The following is a 19170-nucleotide window of genomic DNA, read 5'->3' as shown; positions in this document are numbered from 1 at the left end:
CCCCGCTAGAAATTATCCGGCGTACGCGCCCGCTCCCGCGCATGCTCGCGGCTGATCAGTCCCTTGTTCACCAACTCCTTCAGGCACATGTCCAGCGTCTGCATCCCCAGCGAGCCGCCGGTCTGAATCGACGAATACATCTGCGCGATCTTGTCTTCCCGGATGAGATTGCGGATCGCCGAGGTGCCGAGCATGATTTCATGCGCCGCAACCCGGCCGCCGCCGATCTTCTTGACCAGAGTCTGGGAGATCACCGCCTGCAACGACTCCGACAGCATCGAACGAACCATGGACTTCTCGTCACCGGGAAACACGTCCACCACCCGGTCAATGGTCTTGGCCGCCGATGTGGTGTGCAGCGTGCCAAACACCAAGTGCCCGGTTTCTGCGGCAGTCAGCGCCAGCCGGATGGTTTCCAGGTCGCGCATTTCCCCCACCAGGATCACGTCCGGATCTTCCCGCAGGGCCGAGCGCAGCGCCGTGGAAAAGCCCTGGGTATCGCGGTGCACCTCGCGCTGGTTGATCAGGCATTTGCGCGGTTCATGGACGAATTCGATCGGGTCCTCGATGGTGAGGATGTGATGATGCTTGTGGCTGTTCAGGTAATCGATCATCGCGGCCAGGGTGGTGGACTTGCCGGACCCCGTCGGCCCGGTCACCAGCACGAGCCCACGTGGGGCCTCGGTGATCTTGCGAAACACCTCGCCCATACCCAGGTCTTCCATGGTCAGGACTTTCGAAGGGATGGTCCGGAACACCGCCCCCGCGCCACGATTCTGGTTGAAGGCATTGACCCGAAACCGCGCAACGCCTGGCACGTCGAAGGAAAAGTCGGTCTCCAGAAACTTTTCGTAATCCACTCGTTGCCGGTCATTCATGATGTCGTAGATCAGTTCATGGACCTGCTTGTGGTCCAACGCCGGCAGGTTGATACGCCGCACATCGCCATCGACACGGATCATTGGTGGCAACCCGGCGGACAGATGCAGGTCCGACGCCCCCTGTTTGGCGCTGAACGCCAGCAGTTCAGTGATATCCATAGCGCTCCTCAATTCCAGTAGAATGCCGCGAACCTCAGACCCGCTGGCCTTTCTTTATGACCACGATAGCAGACAACATTGCTCAGGTTAGATCGCGCATCCATGCGGCGGAACAGGCCGCCCGACGCGCCGGACACAGCGTCCATCTACTGGCCGTCAGCAAGACCAAGCCCGCCCAGGCCCTGCGCGAAGCCTACGCCGCCGGCCTGCGTGACTTCGGCGAGAACTACTTGCAAGAAGCCTTGGGCAAGCAGGCCGAACTGACTGACCTGCCCTTGATCTGGCACTTCATCGGCCCCATTCAATCGAACAAGACGCGCGCTATCGCCGAACATTTCGACTGGGTGCATTCCGTGGATCGCTTGAAAATTGCACAGCGCCTGTCCGAGCAGCGGCCAGCCGAGCTGCCACCATTGAACATCTGCATTCAGGTCAACGTCAGCGGCGAAGCCAGTAAATCCGGCTGCGCGCCAGCGGACCTGCCCGCCCTTGCCAGCGCCATCAGCACGTTGCCACGCCTCACGTTGCGCGGGTTGATGGCGATTCCCGAACCGACCGACGATCGCGCTGAACAGGACGCGGCTTTTGCTGCTGTCCAGCGCCTGCAAGCCAGCCTGGACCTGCCCCTGGATACGCTGTCCATGGGCATGAGCCATGACCTCGAATCCGCCATTGCTCAAGGCGCCACCTGGGTGCGCATCGGTACTGCGCTGTTTGGGGCTCGCGACTACGGTCAATCGCCCAGCTGACTCACTCATCTTTCATAAGGATCCGTCATGAGCAACACGCGTATTGCCTTTATCGGCGCCGGCAACATGGCCGCCAGCCTGATCGGCGGCCTGCGGGCCAAGGGCCTGGATGCAGCGCAGATCCGCGCCAGCGATCCGGGTGAAGAAACCCGCCAGCGGGTGAGCGCAGAGCACGGCATCGAAGCCTTCGCCGACAACGCCCAGGCCATCGACGGCGTGGACGTCGTGGTGCTCGCGGTCAAGCCGCAAGCAATGAAAAGCGTGTGCGAAGCCCTTCGCCCGCATCTCAAGCCACATCAACTGATCGTGTCGATTGCCGCTGGTATTACTTGCGCGAGCATGAACAACTGGCTCGGCGCCCAGCCCATCGTGCGCTGCATGCCCAACACCCCGGCACTGCTGCGCCAGGGCGTCAGCGGCCTGTTCGCCACCGAACAGGTGACGGCCGCCCAACGCCAGCAGGCTGAAGAGTTGCTGTCGGCCGTGGGTCTTGCGCTGTGGCTGGAAACCGAGCAGCAACTGGACGCGGTCACCGCCGTCTCCGGCTCTGGTCCGGCGTACTTCTTCCTGCTGATCGAAGCCATGACCGCCGCCGGCGAGAAACTCGGCCTGCCCCGGGAAACCGCCGCGCAGCTGACCTTGCAGACTGCCCTGGGCGCCGCGCATATGGCGGTCGCCAGCGATGTCGATGCGGCGGAGCTGCGTCGCCGCGTGACTTCGCCGGCCGGTACCACCGAAGCGGCCATCAAATCATTCCAGGCCGGAGGCTTCGAAGCCCTGGTTGAAAAAGCACTCGGCGCCGCCGCGCACCGCTCGGCCGAAATGGCCGAACAACTGGGCCAATAAGGAGCCATTCATGATTGGATTGAACACTGCAGCGGTCTATGTCCTGCAAACCCTCGGCAGTCTGTACCTGCTGATCGTGCTGATGCGCTTCGTGCTGCAACTGGTGCGCGCCAACTTCTACAACCCGTTGTGCCAGTTCATCGTCAAGGCGACCCAACCGCTGCTTAAACCATTGCGCCGGATCATTCCGAGCCTGTTCGGCCTGGACATGTCCTCGCTGTTGCTGGCGATCCTGTTGCAAATGGCGCTGATGGCCCTGACGCTGCTGCTGACCTATGGCATCACCGGCAATCCGCTGCAATTGCTGATCTGGTCGATCATCGGCGTTACCGCACTGTTCCTGAAGATATTTTTCTTTGCCCTGATCATCAGCGTGATCCTGTCCTGGGTCGCGCCGGGCAGCCACAACCCGGGCGCCGAACTGGTGAACCAGATCTGCGAGCCGGCCCTGGCGCCGTTCCGCCGCATCGTGCCGAACCTCGGCGGCCTGGACATCTCGCCGATCCTGGCATTCATGGTGCTCAAACTGATCGATATGCTGGTGATCAACAACCTGGCGGCGATGACGATGATGCCGGAGATCCTGCGGGTGCTGATCTAAAGCACGCTGCAACTTTTCCTATGGCGAGGGAGCTTGCTCCCGCTGGGCCGCGAAGCAGCCCCAAACCGGGCGCCACCGTCGTCCAGACAGCCCCGGGCGGCAGCATTCAGGGCCGCTTCGCGCTGGAGCGCCAGCCCGGCCCAGCGGGAGCAAGCTCCCTCGCCACAGATTGATCCAGTCACCACAGGGTTTGCATCAGCGGACAATCAGCGCCGCCCTTTGCTTGCCGCTAACCCCAGCGGTCTTTAGACTTACGCCTCATTTCAACGAGAGCAGGGTCGATGCCAGCTGCCTTTCCCCCCGATTCCGTTGGTCTGGTGACGCCGCAAACGGCGCATTTCAGCGAGCCCCTGGCCCTGGCCTGCGGCCGTTCGTTGCCAGCCTATGACCTGATCTACGAAACCTACGGCATCCTCAACGCCACGGCGAGCAATGCCGTGCTGATTTGCCACGCCTTGTCGGGGCATCACCACGCCGCCGGCTACCACAGCGTCGATGACCGCAAGCCCGGCTGGTGGGACAGTTGCATCGGCCCCGGCAAGCCCATCGACACCAACCGGTTCTTCGTGGTCAGCCTGAACAACCTCGGCGGTTGCAACGGCTCCACCGGCCCCAGCAGCCTCAACCCCGACACCGGCAAGCCCTTCGGCGCCGATTTCCCGGTACTGACCGTGGAAGACTGGGTCCACAGCCAGGCCCGCCTGGCCGACCGCCTCGGCATCGGTCAATGGGCGGCGGTGATCGGTGGCAGCCTCGGCGGCATGCAGGCCCTGCAATGGACCATCACCTACCCGGATCGCGTGCGCCATTGCCTGGCAATCGCCTCGGCGCCCAAGCTGTCGGCGCAGAACATTGCCTTCAACGAAGTGGCGCGCCAGGCGATCCTCACCGACCCCGAGTTTCACGGAGGTTCGTTCCAGGAACATGGCGTGATTCCCAAGCGCGGGTTGATGCTGGCGCGGATGGTCGGGCACATCACCTACCTGTCCGACGATTCCATGGGTGAAAAATTCGGCCGAGGCCTCAAGAGCGAAAAGCTCAACTACGACTTCCACAGCGTGGAATTCCAGGTCGAGAGCTACCTGCGTTATCAGGGCGAGGAATTCTCCGGGCGCTTCGACGCCAACACCTACCTGCTGATGACCAAGGCGCTGGACTACTTCGATCCGGCGGCGAACTTCGACGATGACCTGGCGAAAACCTTCGCCAATGCCACCGCCAAGTTTTGCGTGATGTCGTTCACCACCGACTGGCGCTTCTCCCCGGCCCGCTCCCGGGAGCTGGTGGACGCGCTGATGGCCGCGCGCAAGGACGTCTGTTACCTGGAAATCGACGCACCCCAGGGCCACGACGCCTTTTTGATTCCGATCCCGCGCTACCTGCAGGCGTTCGGCAACTACATGAACCGTATTACGCTGTGAGGACGCCATGAGAGCCGATCTGGACATCATCCAGGAATGGATCCCCGCCGGCAGCCGCGTGCTCGACCTGGGCTGCGGCAACGGCGAATTGCTGACCTGGCTGCGCGACAACAAGCAAGTGACGGGCTACGGGCTGGAAAACGACCCGGACAACATCGCCGAATGCGTGGCCAAGGGCATCAACGTCATCGAACAAGACCTGGACAAAGGGCTGGGCAACTTCGCCAGCAACAGCTTCGACATCGTGGTCATGACCCAGGCCCTGCAAGCCGTGCATTACCCAGACAAGATTCTCGACGAAATGCTGCGCGTCGGGCGCCAGTGCATCATTACCTTCCCCAACTTCGGTCACTGGCGCTGCCGCTGGTACCTGGCGAGCAAGGGACGGATGCCGGTGTCGGAATTCCTGCCCTATACCTGGTACAACACTCCGAACATCCATTTCTGTACGTTCGAGGATTTCGAAGAACTGTGCCGCGAGCGCAAGGCCAAGGTCATCGACCGGCTGGCGGTGGACCAGCAGCACCGCCACGGGTGGGCCAGCAAGCTATGGCCTAATCTGTTAGGTGAGATTGGCATTTACCGGGTCAGCAGCCCGGGCCTTGCCGACCATCAGGTCGCGGTGTGAGCACCCGCCTTTTCAGGAGCACGACATGAAGCGTCTAGCGTTGCTGTTAATCACCTCCTGCCTGAGCATCGGCGCCATGGCCGCCGATGTCATCAAGGCCGAGCGCAAGGAAGTGTTCGGTGACGTCACCGTTCACTACAACACGTTCAACTCCACCTTCCTGACCCCCGACATCGCCAAGGGCGCCGAGCTGATTCGCAGCAAGCACCAGGGCGTCATCAACGTCTCGGTGATCAAGGAAGGCAAGCCGTTGATGGCCCAGGTCAGCGGTACGGTCAAGGACCTGACCAGCAAGACAGTCCCGCTCACCTTCCGCCAGGTCACCGAAGCAGGCGCGATCTACTACATCGCCCAGTATCCAGTGGAACAGCAGGAAACCCGCACCTTCGAGATCAAGGTGCAAACCGGCGACAAAATCAACACCATCAACTTCAACCAGGAACTGTTTCCGGGCCAATGATCAACCTTACCCAACTCGTACTGGCCAGCCACAACGCCGGCAAACTCAAGGAACTCCAGGCGATGCTCGGCGGATCGGTGCAGCTGCGCTCGATCGGTGAATTCAGCCAGGTCGAGCCGGAGGAAACCGGTTTGTCGTTCGTCGAGAACGCCATCCTCAAGGCCCGCAATGCGGCGCGCATTTCCGGCCTGCCGGCGCTGGCCGACGATTCCGGTCTGGCGGTGGACTTCCTCGGCGGCGCGCCGGGCATCTATTCGGCCCGTTACGCCGATGGCAAAGGTGACGCAGCGAACAACGCCAAGCTGCTCGAAGCCCTCAAGGACGTGCCCGAAGCCGAGCGCGGCGCGCAATTCGTTTGTGTGCTGGCGCTTGTGCGCCATGCCGACGATCCACTGCCGATCCTCTGCGAAGGCCTGTGGCACGGGAGCATCCTCGCCAAGGCCAGCGGCGAACACGGCTTTGGCTACGACCCGTTGTTCTGGGTGCCTGAGCGCAATTGTTCCAGCGCCGAGCTGGGCCCCGTTGAAAAGAACCAACTGAGCCACCGCGCCCGCGCCATGGCCCTGCTGCGCCAACGCCTGGGCCTGCAATGACCACCGACTCCCCCGCACCGCTGATCCACGGCGGCGCACAGACACCTCGGGCGCCGCTGCCCATGCTGCCGCCCTTGGCGTTGTACATCCATATCCCCTGGTGCGTGCGCAAATGCCCGTATTGCGACTTCAACTCCCACACCGCCAGCCCGCAGCTGCCGGAGGAGGAATACGTCGACGCCTTGCTGGCCGATCTCGACCAGGATTTGCATGGGGTTCACGGCCGGCCGTTGTCCTCCATTTTCTTTGGCGGCGGCACGCCGAGCCTGTTCAGCGCCCAAGCCCTGGGGCGTCTGCTGCGGGGCGTCGAGGCGCGCATCCCTTTTGCGCCCGATATTGAAATCACCCTGGAAGCCAACCCAGGCACCTTTGAGCAAGAGAAATTCGTCGCCTACCGGGCGCTGGGCATCAATCGTCTGTCCATTGGCATCCAGAGCTTCCAACAGGCCAAGCTCCAAGCGCTTGGCCGAATCCATAACGGCGACGAGGCGGTGCGTGCCGCTGGCATGGCCCGCCAGGCCGGGTTCGATAATTTCAATCTCGACTTGATGCATGGCCTGCCGGATCAATCCCTCGAAGATGCCTTGAGCGATCTGCGCCAGGCCATTGCCCTGAAGCCCACCCATTTGTCCTGGTATCAACTGACGCTGGAGCCGAACACGGTGTTCTGGAACCAGCCGCCAATCTTGCCGGAAGACGACACGCTGTGGGACATCCAGGAAGCCGGGCAGGCGCTGCTCGCCGAGCATGGCTACGACCAATATGAGGTCTCCGCCTATGCCCAGCCAGGGCGCGCGGCGCGTCACAACCTCAATTATTGGAGCTTCGGTGACTTCATCGGCATCGGCGCCGGGGCCCACGGCAAGCTCAGCCATCCGGACGGGCGCATCGTGCGCACCTGGAAGACTCGCCTGCCCAAGGATTATCTCAACCCGGCCAAACGTTTCCTGGCCGGCGAAAAGAGCCTGGCCAACGAAGAACTGCCTTTCGAGTTCCTGATGAACGCGCTGCGTCTTACCGAAGGTGTAGCGGCGCAGCTTTATCCGCAGCGCACCGGCCTGTCTTTGGAAAGCCTGGCCGACGGCCGGCGCGAGGCCGAACAAAGTGGGTTGTTGCAGGTCGAACCGTCACGTCTGGTGGCGACCGAGCGCGGACAGCTGTTTCTCAACGACTTGCTGCAGAAATTTCTGAGCTGATCAACACAAGGAAATCGAATGGATCTGGTACTCGACCTGCTCGCCACCGTATCCCGCTGGAGCCGCAGCAACCTGTCGGAAATCTCCCTGGCGTTGGTAGGCTGCCTGCTGGTGTTGTTTGGTGCGGATATTAAGGGCTGGGTCGAACAGCGCCTGGGCAGCATCGCCGGCGCCTTGCGCGTCCCGCTGATCGCCCTGCTATGCATGATCGGCAGCGGCGCCGCGCTGATCTACGCCACGCCGTGGATCGTCCGGGGCTTGAGCCAGTTCAATAACTACAGCCTGGCGCCGGTGTTATTGGTGGTGTTGGTGTTGATCGGCGTGGTGGCGGATCGGCGCTGAGCCAGCCACAACCAAAAACAATTGTGGGAGCGAGCTTGCTCGCGATGAGGCCATGACATTCAACATTTTTGTCGATTGTCAGGCCGCCATCGCGAGCAAGCTCGCTCCCACAGGGGGGCGCTTTTCAAAGAGTCTTCGGGTGCTTAAGCGACCTTCTCGAACTTCAAGTCCCAAACCCCATGCCCGAGCCGTTCGCCACGACGTTCGAACTTGGTGATCGGCCGTTCAGCCGGGCGCGGTACGCACTTGCCGTCCTCGGCCAGGTTGCGATAACCCGGCGCGACGTTCATCACTTCCAGCATGTATTCGGCGTAGGGCTCCCAGTCGGTGGCCATGTGCAACACACCGCCGACCTTCAACTTGCTGCGCACCAGCTCAGCGAACGACGCCTGGACGATCCGGCGCTTGTGGTGTCGGCTTTTGTGCCACGGATCCGGGAAGAACAGCATCAGCCGATCGAGGCTGTTATCGGCCACGCAACGATTAAGCACTTCGATAGCGTCGCAATCGTAGACCCGCAGGTTGGTCAGCCCTTGGGTCAGCACGCCGTTGAGCAGCGCACCGACACCCGGACGATGGACCTCCACGCCGATGAAATCCTGTTCCGGCGCGGCGGCGGCCATCTCCAGAAGCGAGTGGCCCATGCCAAAACCGATTTCCAGCGAGCGCGGCGCCGAGCGTCCGAAGACCTGGTCGAAGTCGACCGGTGCATCGGCCAGGGGCAGGACATACAGCGGGGCGCCCTGTTCCAGGCCGCGTTGCTGGCCTTCGGTCATGCGCCCGGCGCGCATCACGAAACTCTTGATGCGGCGGTGCTGGCGCTCTTCGCCTTCTTCCGGCAGGACAGGCGTGTCGTTCGATTCAGTCATCAATGGCTCTTACTTGATCAGACCATCCAGCGGCGAGGACGCGCTGGCGTAGAGTTTTTTCGGCATGCGGCCGGCCAGGTAGGCCAAGCGGCCGGCAACGATGGCGTGCTTCATGGCTTCGGCCATCAGGATCGGCTGCTGGGCATGGGCGATGGCCGAGTTCATCAGCACCGCTTCGCAACCCAGCTCCATGGCGATGGTGGCGTCGGATGCGGTACCGACACCGGCATCCACCAGCACCGGGATCTTGGCTTCTTCCAGGATGATCTGCAGGTTGTATGGGTTGCAGATCCCCAGGCCGGTGCCGATCAGGCCGGCCAACGGCATGACCGCGATGCAGCCGATTTCCGCCAACTGACGGGCGATGATCGGGTCATCGCTGGTGTAGACCATCACGTCAAAACCTTCCTTGACCAGGGTCTCGGCGGCCTTGAGGGTTTCGATCACGTTGGGGAACAGGGTTTTCTGGTCCGCCAGCACTTCCAGCTTCACCAGGTTGTGACCGTCGAGCAGTTCACGGGCCAGGCGACAGGTGCGCACGGCCTCGATGGCGTCGAAGCAACCAGCGGTGTTCGGCAGGATGGTATAGCGATCCGGCGGCAGGATATCCAGCAGGTTCGGTTCGCCCGGGTTCTGGCCGATGTTGGTGCGGCGCACGGCGACGGTCACGATTTCGGCGCCCGAGGCCTCGATGGCCAGGCGGGTTTCTTCCATGTCGCGGTATTTGCCGGTGCCTACCAGCAAGCGCGACTGGTAGGTACGACCGGCCAGGACGAAGGGCTTGTCGCTACGAACGATGCTCATGGGAAATCCTCTGTTGGGGTGAGGTTCTTGCGAAAGGCTGCGAAACCGAGGCGACTAACCGCCACCGATGGCGTGGACCACTTCGACGCTATCACCGTCGTTCAATTTGGTTTCGGCGTGCTGGCTGCGCGGGACGATATCCAGATTGAGTTCCACCGCGACGCGGCGTCCGGTGAGTTCCAGACGGGTCAGCAGGGCCGCGACGGTTTCACCGTCGGGCAGATCAAGGGGTTCGCCGTTCAACTGAATGCGCATGCCGGATGCCGCCATCATTTTTAGGGGCTGGCATTCTAGCCCGATCAGTCTGGGTGACCCAAGCCCCTTGGTCAGCTACGAGCGACAAGCTTCAAGCGGCAAGTTGCAGGCGCCAGGCCGCGATGCCCAGGCACAACCAACCGATCAGAAAAGCCACGCCGCCCAGGGGCGTGATCATGCCCAGCTTGGTGACACCGGTAAGGGTCAGCAGATACAGGCTGCCGGAGAACAGCAGAATGCCGATCACGAATGAAATTCCGGCCCAAGTGACGATACGACCCGGGATGTGCGTGGCCAACAGCGCAACGCCGAACAGCGCCAGGGTATGCACCAGTTGGTAGGTCACCCCAGTGTGGAAAATCGCCAGATAATCGGCGCTCAGGCGGTTTTTCAGGCCATGGGCGGCAAACGCCCCCAGCGCCACGCCCGTGAAGCCGAAAAAAGCCGCCAGCATCAGAAAGCTACGCAACATGGGAACTCCGGTCAGACTCGATGGACAGGGTCTGTATAATGGCCCGCTCGACGGGTTCGGCCAAGCCATCTCTATGCTGCGTTCATTGTTTCGACGATTCATTAAAGCCCTGTTCTGGTTCGCCGCCTGCAGCGTTGTGCTGGTGCTGCTGTTTCGCGTGGTGCCACCGCCGTTCACCGCGCTGATGATCGAGCGCAAGGTGCAATCCTGGTTCGGAGGCGAACCGATCGACCTGCAGCGTGACTGGCAACCCTGGGACAAGATTTCCAATCATCTCAAGGTTGCGGTCATTGCCGGGGAAGACCAGAAATTTCCCGAGCATTGGGGCTTTGACATCGGCGCAATCCAGGCCGCGTTCGCCCACAACGGGCGCGGCGGTTCGATTCGTGGCGCCAGCACCCTTAGCCAGCAGGTTTCCAAGAACCTTTTCCTATGGTCGGGCCGCAGTTGGCTGCGCAAGGGGCTGGAGGCCTGGTTCACCGCGCTGATCGAAGTGTTCTGGCCCAAGCAGCGGATCCTCGAGGTGTACCTCAATAGCGTCGAGTGGGACGACGGGGTGTTTGGGGCCGAAGCGGCGGCGCGGCATCATTTTCGTGTCGGTGCAAACGCCTTGTCCCGACAACAGGCCAGCCTGCTCGCCGCAGTCCTGCCCAACCCGAGGGCCTGGAGCGCCAGTCGGCCGAGCCCTTATGTGCTCAGGCGTGCGAGTTGGATTCGCCAGCAGATGAGCCAATTGGGAGGTGATGGTTATCTGTTGCGGTTAGATGAGTCTCGGCCGGCGCCCTGGGCTCAATAGCCGCGATACCACGGATTCTTGTGGGAGCGAGCCTGCTCGCGATGACAATCGAGCATTCAGCAGAGATGTCGCCTGACCCACCGCCATCGCGAGCAAGCTCGCTCCCACAAAGGCTGAGTTGACGCTTGCATCGCACAAACAAAAACGCCCCGATCAGTAATGATCGGGGCGTTTTTGTGATAGCTGTCGCAGGTCAAGCCGCAATCGACACCTTGAGCTTGTTCATCGCGCTCTTCTCAAGCTGGCGAATTCGCTCGGCCGACACGTTGTACTTTTGCGCCAGGTCGTGCAGCGTGGCCTTCTCCTCGGCCAGCCAGCGCTGGTAGAGAATGTCGCGGCTGCGCTCGTCCAGCACTTCCAGCGCTTCGTGCAGGTTGGTGTTGGAGTTGTCACTCCAGTCGGCGTCCTCCAGTTGACGCGCCGGGTCGTACCGGTGGTCTTCCAGGTAGTTGGCCGGCGATTGGAAAGCGCTGTCGTCGTCCGCTTCGGCGGCCGGGTCAAAAGCCATGTCATGGCCGGTCAGGCGACTTTCCATTTCGCGCACTTCACGAGGTTCCACACCGAGGCTCTCGGCCACGCGATGGACTTCCTCGTTGTTCAACCAGGCCAGGCGCTTCTTCTGGCTGCGCAGGTTGAAAAACAGCTTGCGCTGGGCCTTGGTGGTCGCGACTTTCACGATGCGCCAGTTGCGCAGGATGAACTCGTGGATTTCCGCCTTGATCCAGTGCACTGCAAACGACACCAGGCGCACACCCATTTCCGGGTTGAAACGCTTGACCGCCTTCATCAGGCCAACGTTGCCTTCCTGGATCAGGTCGGCCTGGGCCAGCCCGTAGCCGGAATAGCTGCGGGCGATATGTACGACAAAACGCAGGTGGGCGAGCACCATCTGCCGAGCCGCCTCAAGATCCTGCTCATAGTAGAGACTCTCGGCCAGTTCACGCTCCTGCTCGGGGGTCAGCAGCGGGATGCTGTTGACCGTGTGCACATAGGCCTCCAGGTTCGCACCTGGGACCAGAGCATAAGCAGGTTGCAAAGAAGTGGTCATACGAAAAAACCTCCGACTCACATAACTCGTGCAGTTCAGCACTGCGAAAATTGACCGGGAACCGTAGGACAAGTTCCCACAAAAACCGAAAGGTCAATACGCGCAAAAACAACTATTTTGGCGCAAGCTCACGTAGGTGGCGTGCTACCGCAATCCATGCACCGATATAACCCAACAGCACCGCGCCTAGCAAGAGCGACAGACCGTCAGCGACTGGCACTCCGGCCAGCGCGAAGTCACTGCCATACAAACCGGCCAGTCCCACTACCGCATCGTTCAGCCAGTCCAGGCCGAACGCCAATACACCCCAGGACAGGATGCCTGCGCCGAAGCCATACAACGCTCCCATATAAAGGAAAGGCCTGCGTACATAACTGTCCGTACCGCCGACGAGTTTAATCACTTCTATCTCGGTGCGGCGGTTTTCAATATGAAGACGAATGGTATTGCCTATCACCAAAAGTAATGCAGAAACCAAGAGCACCGTCAGGCCGAAGACAAACCTGTCGCCGAGCTTGAGGATCGCCGCAAGACGCTCGACCCAGACTAGATCAAGTTGCGCCTGTTGTACCTTCGGCAGCTCGGAAAGTCTTTGTCTTAATGCTTCAAGGGTCGGCTTGTCGACCTCATTTGGGGTGACCAGCACAACGCCTGGCAGCGGGTTCTCCGGCAGCTCCTTGAGGGCTTCGCCCAGGCCCGACTGCTGCTGGAACTCTTCCAGCGCCTGCTCGCGACCCACGTATTCGGCATCGGCCACGCCCGGCATGGTCTTGATCTGCTCACGCAGCGCCTCGCCTTCGCCTGGCGTCGCATCCAGTTGCAAATAAAGGGAGATCTGCGCCGCGCGCTGCCAGGAACCGCCCAGGCGCTCCACATTACTCAGCAGCAATGACAGGCCCATGGGCAGGCTCAAGGCCACCGCCATCACCATGCAGGTAAAGAAGCTGCCGATCGGTTGCTTGCCCAGGCGCCGAAGGCTGTCCAGCAGGCTGGCGCGATGGCTTTCGATCCAGGCGTGCAACAGCGTGGTGAAATCCGGGCCATCGTCATCGTCGCGCTTTTTCTTCTGCGGCTGCGGATCGGTGCCCTTCGGGGCCACGCGTTCGGCCACTTTCGGGCTGCGAGTAGCACTCATACGCCTGCCTCCCCGTCGCCGATCAGTCGACCGCGTTGCAAGGTCAGCATGCGGTGACGCATACGCGCGATCAGTGCCAGGTCGTGGCTGGCGATCAGCACGCTGGTGCCCAAGCGGTTGATGTCTTCGAATACGCCCATGATCTCCGCCGCCAGTCGCGGGTCGAGGTTACCGGTGGGTTCGTCCGCCAACAGCAAGGCCGGGCGATGGACGATGGCGCGGGCAATGCCGACGCGCTGTTGCTGGCCGGTGGACAGGTCGCCCGGGTACAGATCGGTCTTGTCCGACAGAGCCACGCGCTCCAGGGCCGAATCCACGCGTTTGTTGATTTCGGCCTTGGACAGCCCAAGGATCTGCAAAGGCAGCGCCACGTTATTGAATACCGTGCGATCGAACAGCAGTTGGTGATTCTGGAATACCACGCCGATCTGGCGCCGCAGATAAGGGATCTGGGCGTTGCTGATGGTGCTCAAATCCTGGCCGGCCAGCAGCAGCTTGCCGGTGGTGGGCCGTTCCATCGCCAGCAGCAGGCGCAGCAAGGTACTTTTACCGGCACCGGAGTGGCCGGTCACAAACAGAAACTCGCCCCGACGGACCCGAAAGCTCAGCTCGTGCAAGCCGACGTGACCGTTCGGATAGCGTTTACCGACCTGTTCGAAACGAATCATGAATGCTCCCGCTCGGCAAACAGCGCCTGGACAAAGGGCTCGGCTTCGAAGGTGCGCAGGTCATCGATGCCTTCACCCACGCCGATGTAGCGAATTGGCAGGCCAAACTGCTTGGCCAGGGCGAAGATCACCCCGCCCTTGGCGGTACCGTCGAGCTTGGTCAGGGCCAGCCCGGTCAGTTCGACGGTCTGGTTGAACTGCTTGGCCTGGTTGATGGCGTTCTGGCCGGTCCCGGCATCCAGCACCAGCAACACTTCGTGGGGCGCATCGGCGTCGAGCTTGCCGATCACCCGGCGGACCTTCTTCAACTCTTCCATCAGGTTGTCTTTGGTGTGCAGGCGACCGGCCGTGTCGGCGATCAGCACATCGACGCCACGGGCCTTGGCGGCCTGCACGGCGTCGAAGATCACCGAAGCGGAGTCGGCACCGGTGTGCTGGGCGATGACCGGGATCTTGTTGCGCTCGCCCCACACTTGCAGTTGCTCGACGGCGGCGGCGCGGAAGGTGTCGCCGGCGGCAAGCATGACCTTCTTGCCTTCGAGCTGCAGCTTCTTCGCCAGCTTGCCGATGGTGGTGGTCTTGCCGGCACCGTTGACGCCAACGACCAGAATCACGAACGGCTTGTTCTGCGAGGCAATCACCAGCGGCTGCTCCACGGGCTTGAGCAGGTTGGTCAGTTCGCCCTGGAGGGACTTGTACAGCGCATCGGCATCGGTCAACTGTTTACGCGCGACTTTCTGGGTCAGGCTCTGGATGATCACCGAGGTGGCCTCGACGCCTACGTCGGCGGTGAGCAGGCGGGTCTCGATGTCTTCCAGCAGCTCGTCATCGATGACTTTCTTGCCCAGGAACAGGCTGGCCATGCCCTCGCCAATACTGGCGCTGGTCTTGGACAGGCCCTGCTTGAGGCGGGCAAAAAAACCGACCTTGCTCTCTTCAACGGGCCGCGGCGGTTCGACCGGGGCCGAAGCCTCTACCACGACAGGTTCAGGCTCGGGGGCGAGCTCCGGGGTCGAAGGCGCGAGCACGGCAGCCGGCGTCTCCTCCGGTTGCGTCGGGGCTGGGATTGGCGGCGTGACGTGGGGTGCCTGGGCGTCCTCTACCAGCGCGACCGGTTCTTCCGCCACGGGCAAGGTGAGCCAAGGGGCCTGCCCGGGAGGCGGGGTCAGGGGTTGCTCGACCACCGGCTCATCCACCGGTTCAGCCACTGGCTCGGCTTCGGCCTCGGCCGGTTGCAGCACCGGCTCGGCGATCGGCAGGACAATGGGCGCAGCCTCTTCGACCACCGTCTCGTCGGCGGGCTCAGGCTGCGGTTGCGGCTGTTCGCCCACGGTTTCCTGCGGCTTCTTGCGCAGCCATCCGAACAGGCTTTTTTTCTCGCCAGCCGCAGCTGGGGTCTTCTTGTCGTCGTTGGAACCAAACATGGAGGACGGCTATCTCACGGTAGCGACGCGCCTGGAGGGCGCCTCGGTGATAAATATTCGATGCTGAACAGACTGCGTTTCATCGAGCTTGTTCACGCGCAACAGATTGTCGAAATGTCGCCAGGACACCTCATGGTCGATTTTTTCGAAGGACTGGTACGGCATCGTCGGCGAAAACGCGGGGATACAGGAACAAACCCAACGTTTGTGCACGGAACCCAGACAGCCTTGGGCCGATAAAAGACCCGATAGGCGTGGCCGCCAGTAAAACGGACCGTTATCCTAGCACCTCCTCGCCTGCTGAGGCTAAGACCCGGCAGGCAGCCCGACAGGTTTAAACACGAATGAATGCTCTTGCCCGCCGCGCCGCAGGCCTGCTGCTCAGCACGGTTTGTCTGCCCTTTTCAGTCTTTGCTGCCGATCCACAACCTACCCACGAATTCACCCTCGACAACGGCCTCAAGGTCGTGGTGCGTGAAGACCATCGCGCCCCGGTCGTGGTTTCCCAGGTCTGGTACAAGGTCGGCTCCAGCTACGAAACGCCGGGCCAGACCGGTTTGTCCCATGCCTTGGAACACATGATGTTCAAAGGCAGCGATAAAATCGGCCCCGGCGAAGCATCGTTGATCCTGCGCGACCTGGGCGCCGAAGAAAACGCCTTCACCAGCGATGACTTCACTGCCTACTACCAAGTGCTGGCCCGGGATCGCCTGGGTGTGGCCTTCGAACTGGAGGCCGATCGCATGGCCAGCCTGCGCCTGCCGCCGGAAGAGTTCAGCCGCGAGATCGAGGTGATCAAGGAAGAGCGCCGCATGCGCACCGACGACAAGCCGATGTCGAAGGCCTTCGAGCGCTTCAAGGCCATGGCCTATCCAGCCAGCGGCTATCACACGCCGACCATCGGCTGGATGGCCGATCTGGACCGGATGACCGTCGGCGAGCTACGTCACTGGTACGAATCCTGGTACGCCCCGAACAACGCAACCCTGGTGGTGGTGGGTGACGTGACGCCGGATGAGGTCAAGAACCTGGCCCAGCGCTATTTCGGTCCGATAGCGCGGCGCCCGGTGCCCGCCGCCAAGATCCCTCTGGAGCTGGCCGAACCGGGCGAGCGCAAGCTCACCCTGCATGTACAAACCCAACTGCCCAGCGTCATGCTGGCCTTCAACGTGCCCAGCATCGCCACCGCGACGGATAAGGGTTCGGTCAACGCGCTTCGCTTGATCTCGGCCTTGCTGGACGGCGGCTACAGCGGCCGCATCCCGACCCAGCTGGAGCGTGGCGAGGAACTGGTGTCAGGGGGCTCGTCGAATTATGACGCATTCACCCGTGGCGACTCGTTGTTCACTTTGTCGGCAACGCCTAACACACAGAAAAACAAAACCCTCGCCCAGGCCGAAGCAGGTTTGTGGCGCTTGCTTGAACAACTGAAAACCACGGCCCCGACCGTCGACGAACTGGAGCGCGTCCGCGCCCAGGTCATCGCCGGGTTGGTGTATGAGCGCGACTCGATCACCAGCCAGGCCACCGCCATCGGGCAATTGGAAACCGTCGGCCTGTCCTGGAAGCTGATGGACACCGAGCTCGCCGAACTGCAAAGCGTGACCCCGCAGGATATCCAGAAGGCAGCCCAGCTGTATTTCACCCGCTCGCGCTTGAGCGTTGCGCACGTCCTGCCCGAGGAGAAAGCCCATGAGTAAGCGCCAATCATCACGCCTGGTGCTGATGGGCCTGGTGTTGGTTGCCCTGGCCGGTTCCCTGGCCGTCTACCTATCGCCATCGAAGAGCACCGATGCCAGCCAGGCATTGGACAAGGCCAAGTCAGGCAACAAGTTGCAATCGTTGGCCGAACTGGATGACAAGGCACCGAGCCGCCGCCAGCTCGATGTGCAGACCTGGAAAACCGCTGACGGCGCCAAGGTCCTGTTCGTCGAGGCCCGGGAATTGCCAATGTTCGACCTGCGCCTGACCTTTGCCGCCGGCAGCAGCCAGGACGGCGACGCCCCCGGCCTGGCCCTGCTGACTAATGCCATGCTCAACGAAGGCGTGGCCGGCAAGGATGTCAGCGCCATCGCCCAAGGCTTCGAAAGCCTCGGCGCGGACTTCGGCAACGGCGCCTATCGGGACATGGCCGTGGCCTCCCTGCGCAGCCTCAGCGCGACGGACAAGCGTGAGCCGGCGCTGAAGCTGTTTGCCGAAGTCGTCGGCAAACCGACCTTCCCCGCCGACTCGTTCGCCCGAATCAAGAACCAGATGCTCGCCGGTTTCGAGTATCAGAAGCAGAACCCCGGCAAACTGGCGGGCTTGGAGTTGATGAAGCGCCTGTATGGCGATCATCCGTACGCCCACTCCAGCGACGGCACCGAACAGAGCATTCCACCGATTACCCTGGCCCAAACCCGGGCCTTCCATGCCAAGGCCTATGCCGCCGGCAACGCCGTGATCGCCCTGGTGGGGGACCTGTCCCGCGCTGACGCCGAAGCCATCGCCAACCAAGTATCAGCCGCGCTGCCCAAGGGCCCTGCGCTGGCCAAGACTCCGCCACCGGTGGAGCCGAAAGCGAGCGTCAACCATATCGAGTTCCCGTCCAAGCAGACCAACCTTATGCTCGCGCAGTTGGGCATCGACCGGGACGATCCGGATTATGCCGCCGTGTCCCTGGGCAACCAGATCCTGGGCGGCGGGGGTTTCGGTACACGACTGATGACCGAGGTCCGGGAAAAACGCGGCCTGACCTATGGCGTGTACTCCGGCTTCACGGCAATGCAGGCTCGCGGTCCGTTCATGATCAATCTGCAAACCCGCGCGGAAATGAGCGAGGGCACGCTCAAGCTGGTGCAGGACGTGTTTGCCGATTACCTCAACAATGGCCCGACCCAGAAAGAACTCGACGACGCCAAGCGCGAGTTGGCCGGGAGCTTCCCGCTGTCCACCGCCAGCAATGCCGACATCGTTGGCCAGCTCGGCGCGATGGGCTTCTATGATTTGCCGCTGAGCTACCTGGAAGATTTCATGCGCCAGTCCCAGGCGCTGACGGTCGAGCAGGTCAAGGCTGCGTTGAATAAACACCTGAGCACCGACAAGATGGTCATCGTCACCGCTGGCCCGACCGTGCCGCAAAAGCCATTGCCGGCCCCCACTGACAAACCTGCCGAGCAGCCGCTCGGGGTTCCGGAGCACTAATGGCCCGCCCATCCAATTCCAGCAAGAAACCCGTGCACAACGGCGTGAACCAGTTGCGCATCATTGGCGGCGAATGGCGCAGCCGGCGGCTGAGTTTTCCGGATGCTCCAGGATTGCGACCGACACCGGACCGGGTTCGTGAAACCCTGTTCAACTGGCTAGCGCCTTACGTGGCGGGCGCCAAGGTGCTCGACCCGTTTGCCGGCAGCGGCGCACTGTTTCTCGAGGCGTTGTCCCGTGGTGCCGCCATGGGCCAGGCGCTGGACGCCAGCAGCCTGGCCGTGTCCAGCCTGAAGGAACACCTCGGCACCCTACGCTGCACCGTCGGCCAGGTGCAGACAGCCGATGCGCTGCGTTACCTTGACAGCCAGCCGGCAACTCCATTCGACCTCGTCTTCCTCGACCCGCCATTCAACCAGAATCTGCTGCCGACGGTATGCGCCTTGCTCGAGGAACGTCAGTGGCTGGCCGAGGATGCCTGGGTCTACACTGAAAGCGAGACCGCTCCGTCCACCCTGGGCTTGCCGAGCAATTGGCGCTTGCATCGCGAGCAGAAATCCGGACAGGTGCATTACGCGTTGTGGCAGCGTTTACCAAAGGACATTGGCTGAACGGCTGGCCGTGCATCGAGAAATAGTCA

Annotated in this window: 22 protein-coding genes; 13 read left to right on the top strand and 9 right to left on the bottom strand. The window is 62.0% G+C overall.

Annotated features, from left to right (window positions below):
• Positions 1 to 5: 5 nt before the first annotated feature.
• On the bottom strand, positions 6 to 1040 hold the full coding sequence (locus DOCECA_RS24040; RefSeq protein ID WP_198796877.1) for a type IV pilus twitching motility protein PilT: 1035 nt from the start codon (positions 1038 to 1040) through the stop codon (positions 6 to 8).
• A 56-nt stretch (positions 1041 to 1096) separates the two neighbouring features.
• Here DOCECA_RS24040 and DOCECA_RS24035 point away from each other — a divergent pair, with 56 nt between their 5' ends.
• The 9 genes from DOCECA_RS24035 (at position 1097) to DOCECA_RS23995 (ending at position 7876) form a co-directional block, all read left to right on the top strand.
• Complete coding sequence (locus tag DOCECA_RS24035) at positions 1097 to 1789, top strand: YggS family pyridoxal phosphate-dependent enzyme (RefSeq protein WP_434649761.1); 693 nt, start codon at positions 1097 to 1099, stop codon at positions 1787 to 1789.
• A gap of 27 nt (positions 1790 to 1816) precedes the next feature.
• On the top strand, positions 1817 to 2635 hold the full coding sequence (gene proC / locus DOCECA_RS24030; RefSeq protein ID WP_420765033.1) for a pyrroline-5-carboxylate reductase: 819 nt from the start codon (positions 1817 to 1819) through the stop codon (positions 2633 to 2635).
• Between the two features lie 10 nt (positions 2636 to 2645).
• Entirely contained in the window at positions 2646 to 3236 is a 591-nt protein-coding gene (locus DOCECA_RS24025) for a YggT family protein (RefSeq protein ID WP_420765034.1), read from the top strand.
• Between the two features lie 281 nt (positions 3237 to 3517).
• Positions 3518 to 4657: a homoserine O-succinyltransferase MetX gene (gene metX, locus DOCECA_RS24020; RefSeq protein ID WP_445571189.1), complete on the top strand. Its 1140-nt coding sequence runs from the start codon at positions 3518 to 3520 to the stop codon at positions 4655 to 4657.
• A gap of 7 nt (positions 4658 to 4664) precedes the next feature.
• Positions 4665 to 5285, top strand: a complete 621-nt coding sequence (gene metW / locus DOCECA_RS24015; protein ID WP_420765036.1) for a methionine biosynthesis protein MetW — start codon at positions 4665 to 4667, stop codon at positions 5283 to 5285.
• Positions 5286 to 5310: 25 nt separating this feature from the next.
• Positions 5311 to 5745, top strand: coding sequence for a DUF4426 domain-containing protein (locus DOCECA_RS24010; RefSeq protein WP_434561797.1), 435 nt, complete (start codon positions 5311 to 5313; stop codon positions 5743 to 5745).
• Positions 5742 to 6338: an RdgB/HAM1 family non-canonical purine NTP pyrophosphatase gene (rdgB, locus tag DOCECA_RS24005; protein WP_445571188.1), complete on the top strand. Its 597-nt coding sequence runs from the start codon at positions 5742 to 5744 to the stop codon at positions 6336 to 6338. Before DOCECA_RS24010 ends, rdgB begins: the two co-directional genes overlap by 4 nt.
• 62 nt (positions 6339 to 6400) lie before the next feature.
• Positions 6401 to 7534: a radical SAM family heme chaperone HemW gene (gene hemW, locus DOCECA_RS24000; protein WP_434651079.1), complete on the top strand. Its 1134-nt coding sequence runs from the start codon at positions 6401 to 6403 to the stop codon at positions 7532 to 7534.
• Positions 7535 to 7552: 18 nt separating this feature from the next.
• A complete protein-coding gene (locus DOCECA_RS23995) occupies positions 7553 to 7876 on the top strand; it encodes a DUF3392 domain-containing protein (RefSeq protein WP_014340681.1) in 324 nt (107 codons plus the stop codon).
• A gap of 143 nt (positions 7877 to 8019) precedes the next feature.
• Here DOCECA_RS23995 and trmB read toward each other — a convergent pair whose 3' ends face one another.
• The 4 genes from trmB to DOCECA_RS23975 all read right to left on the bottom strand — a co-directional run bounded on the left by trmB (position 8020) and on the right by DOCECA_RS23975 (position 10276).
• Positions 8020 to 8745, bottom strand: a complete 726-nt coding sequence (trmB, locus tag DOCECA_RS23990; protein ID WP_420765039.1) for a tRNA (guanosine(46)-N7)-methyltransferase TrmB — start codon at positions 8743 to 8745, stop codon at positions 8020 to 8022.
• A gap of 9 nt (positions 8746 to 8754) precedes the next feature.
• The gene (locus tag DOCECA_RS23985) at positions 8755 to 9549 is read right to left on the bottom strand and encodes a thiazole synthase (RefSeq protein ID WP_003177480.1); all 795 of its coding nucleotides are present in this window, start codon (positions 9547 to 9549) and stop codon (positions 8755 to 8757) included.
• Between the two features lie 54 nt (positions 9550 to 9603).
• Positions 9604 to 9804, bottom strand: coding sequence for a sulfur carrier protein ThiS (gene thiS / locus DOCECA_RS23980; protein ID WP_420765040.1), 201 nt, complete (start codon positions 9802 to 9804; stop codon positions 9604 to 9606).
• 91 nt (positions 9805 to 9895) lie between these two features.
• On the bottom strand, positions 9896 to 10276 hold the full coding sequence (locus tag DOCECA_RS23975) for a DUF423 domain-containing protein (RefSeq protein ID WP_420765041.1): 381 nt from the start codon (positions 10274 to 10276) through the stop codon (positions 9896 to 9898).
• Between the two features lie 73 nt (positions 10277 to 10349).
• Here DOCECA_RS23975 and mtgA point away from each other — a divergent pair, with 73 nt between their 5' ends.
• Positions 10350 to 11072 carry a monofunctional biosynthetic peptidoglycan transglycosylase gene (mtgA, locus tag DOCECA_RS23970; protein ID WP_420765042.1) on the top strand — a complete coding sequence of 241 codons (723 nt, stop codon included), beginning with the start codon at positions 10350 to 10352 and terminating at the stop codon, positions 11070 to 11072.
• 193 nt (positions 11073 to 11265) lie between these two features.
• Here the strand turns inward: mtgA and rpoH are convergent, their stop codons facing one another.
• The 4 genes from rpoH to ftsY form a co-directional block, all read right to left on the bottom strand.
• A complete protein-coding gene (gene rpoH / locus DOCECA_RS23965) occupies positions 11266 to 12120 on the bottom strand; it encodes an RNA polymerase sigma factor RpoH (protein WP_003177476.1) in 855 nt (284 codons plus the stop codon).
• Between the two features lie 112 nt (positions 12121 to 12232).
• Positions 12233 to 13255, bottom strand: coding sequence for a permease-like cell division protein FtsX (gene ftsX / locus DOCECA_RS23960; RefSeq protein ID WP_420765043.1), 1023 nt, complete (start codon positions 13253 to 13255; stop codon positions 12233 to 12235).
• Positions 13252 to 13923, bottom strand: coding sequence for a cell division ATP-binding protein FtsE (gene ftsE / locus DOCECA_RS23955; protein WP_024778908.1), 672 nt, complete (start codon positions 13921 to 13923; stop codon positions 13252 to 13254). The genes ftsX and ftsE overlap by 4 nt, the downstream gene beginning before the upstream one ends.
• Positions 13920 to 15347, bottom strand: a complete 1428-nt coding sequence (ftsY, locus tag DOCECA_RS23950) for a signal recognition particle-docking protein FtsY (protein WP_445571187.1) — start codon at positions 15345 to 15347, stop codon at positions 13920 to 13922. The genes ftsE and ftsY overlap by 4 nt, the downstream gene beginning before the upstream one ends.
• Before the next feature lie 344 nt (positions 15348 to 15691).
• On the opposite strand from ftsY, the gene DOCECA_RS23945 reads away from it, so the two are divergent.
• From DOCECA_RS23945 to rsmD, 3 genes are read left to right on the top strand one after another with little or no spacing between them, the layout of a single operon-like run.
• The gene (locus DOCECA_RS23945) at positions 15692 to 17047 is read left to right on the top strand and encodes a M16 family metallopeptidase (RefSeq protein ID WP_445571186.1); all 1356 of its coding nucleotides are present in this window, start codon (positions 15692 to 15694) and stop codon (positions 17045 to 17047) included.
• Positions 17040 to 18530 carry a M16 family metallopeptidase gene (locus DOCECA_RS23940; protein ID WP_445571185.1) on the top strand — a complete coding sequence of 497 codons (1491 nt, stop codon included), beginning with the start codon at positions 17040 to 17042 and terminating at the stop codon, positions 18528 to 18530. The genes DOCECA_RS23945 and DOCECA_RS23940 overlap by 8 nt, the downstream gene beginning before the upstream one ends.
• On the top strand, positions 18530 to 19141 hold the full coding sequence (rsmD, locus tag DOCECA_RS23935) for a 16S rRNA (guanine(966)-N(2))-methyltransferase RsmD (RefSeq protein ID WP_420765047.1): 612 nt from the start codon (positions 18530 to 18532) through the stop codon (positions 19139 to 19141). Before DOCECA_RS23940 ends, rsmD begins: the two co-directional genes overlap by 1 nt.
• Positions 19142 to 19170: the final 29 nt, after the last annotated feature.

Source organism: Pseudomonas sp. E102, from assembly GCF_052660185.1.
The sequence above is the reverse complement of the archived record's forward strand: the minus strand, read 5'-3'. Positions and strand labels throughout refer to the sequence as shown.

Bases quoted from the DNA above. Each gene is read 5' to 3' on its own strand.
- DOCECA_RS24040 (WP_198796877.1), bottom strand. From the start codon at position 1,040: ATGGATATCACTGAACTGCTGGCGTTCAGCGCCAAACAGGGGGCGTCG.
- DOCECA_RS24035 (WP_434649761.1), top strand. From the start codon at position 1,097: ATGACCACGATAGCAGACAACATTGCTCAGGTTAGATCGCGCATCCAT.
- proC (WP_420765033.1), top strand. From the start codon at position 1,817: ATGAGCAACACGCGTATTGCCTTTATCGGCGCCGGCAACATGGCCGCC.
- DOCECA_RS24025 (WP_420765034.1), top strand. From the start codon at position 2,646: ATGATTGGATTGAACACTGCAGCGGTCTATGTCCTGCAAACCCTCGGC.
- metX (WP_445571189.1), top strand. From the start codon at position 3,518: ATGCCAGCTGCCTTTCCCCCCGATTCCGTTGGTCTGGTGACGCCGCAA.
- metW (WP_420765036.1), top strand. From the start codon at position 4,665: ATGAGAGCCGATCTGGACATCATCCAGGAATGGATCCCCGCCGGCAGC.
- DOCECA_RS24010 (WP_434561797.1), top strand. From the start codon at position 5,311: ATGAAGCGTCTAGCGTTGCTGTTAATCACCTCCTGCCTGAGCATCGGC.
- rdgB (WP_445571188.1), top strand. From the start codon at position 5,742: ATGATCAACCTTACCCAACTCGTACTGGCCAGCCACAACGCCGGCAAA.
- hemW (WP_434651079.1), top strand. From the start codon at position 6,401: ATGCTGCCGCCCTTGGCGTTGTACATCCATATCCCCTGGTGCGTGCGC.
- DOCECA_RS23995 (WP_014340681.1), top strand. From the start codon at position 7,553: ATGGATCTGGTACTCGACCTGCTCGCCACCGTATCCCGCTGGAGCCGC.
- trmB (WP_420765039.1), bottom strand. From the start codon at position 8,745: ATGACTGAATCGAACGACACGCCTGTCCTGCCGGAAGAAGGCGAAGAG.
- DOCECA_RS23985 (WP_003177480.1), bottom strand. From the start codon at position 9,549: ATGAGCATCGTTCGTAGCGACAAGCCCTTCGTCCTGGCCGGTCGTACC.
- thiS (WP_420765040.1), bottom strand. From the start codon at position 9,804: ATGCGCATTCAGTTGAACGGCGAACCCCTTGATCTGCCCGACGGTGAA.
- DOCECA_RS23975 (WP_420765041.1), bottom strand. From the start codon at position 10,276: ATGTTGCGTAGCTTTCTGATGCTGGCGGCTTTTTTCGGCTTCACGGGC.
- mtgA (WP_420765042.1), top strand. From the start codon at position 10,350: ATGCTGCGTTCATTGTTTCGACGATTCATTAAAGCCCTGTTCTGGTTC.
- rpoH (WP_003177476.1), bottom strand. From the start codon at position 12,120: ATGACCACTTCTTTGCAACCTGCTTATGCTCTGGTCCCAGGTGCGAAC.
- ftsX (WP_420765043.1), bottom strand. From the start codon at position 13,255: ATGAGTGCTACTCGCAGCCCGAAAGTGGCCGAACGCGTGGCCCCGAAG.
- ftsE (WP_024778908.1), bottom strand. From the start codon at position 13,923: ATGATTCGTTTCGAACAGGTCGGTAAACGCTATCCGAACGGTCACGTC.
- ftsY (WP_445571187.1), bottom strand. From the start codon at position 15,347: ATGTTTGGTTCCAACGACGACAAGAAGACCCCAGCTGCGGCTGGCGAG.
- DOCECA_RS23945 (WP_445571186.1), top strand. From the start codon at position 15,692: ATGAATGCTCTTGCCCGCCGCGCCGCAGGCCTGCTGCTCAGCACGGTT.
- DOCECA_RS23940 (WP_445571185.1), top strand. From the start codon at position 17,040: ATGAGTAAGCGCCAATCATCACGCCTGGTGCTGATGGGCCTGGTGTTG.
- rsmD (WP_420765047.1), top strand. From the start codon at position 18,530: ATGGCCCGCCCATCCAATTCCAGCAAGAAACCCGTGCACAACGGCGTG.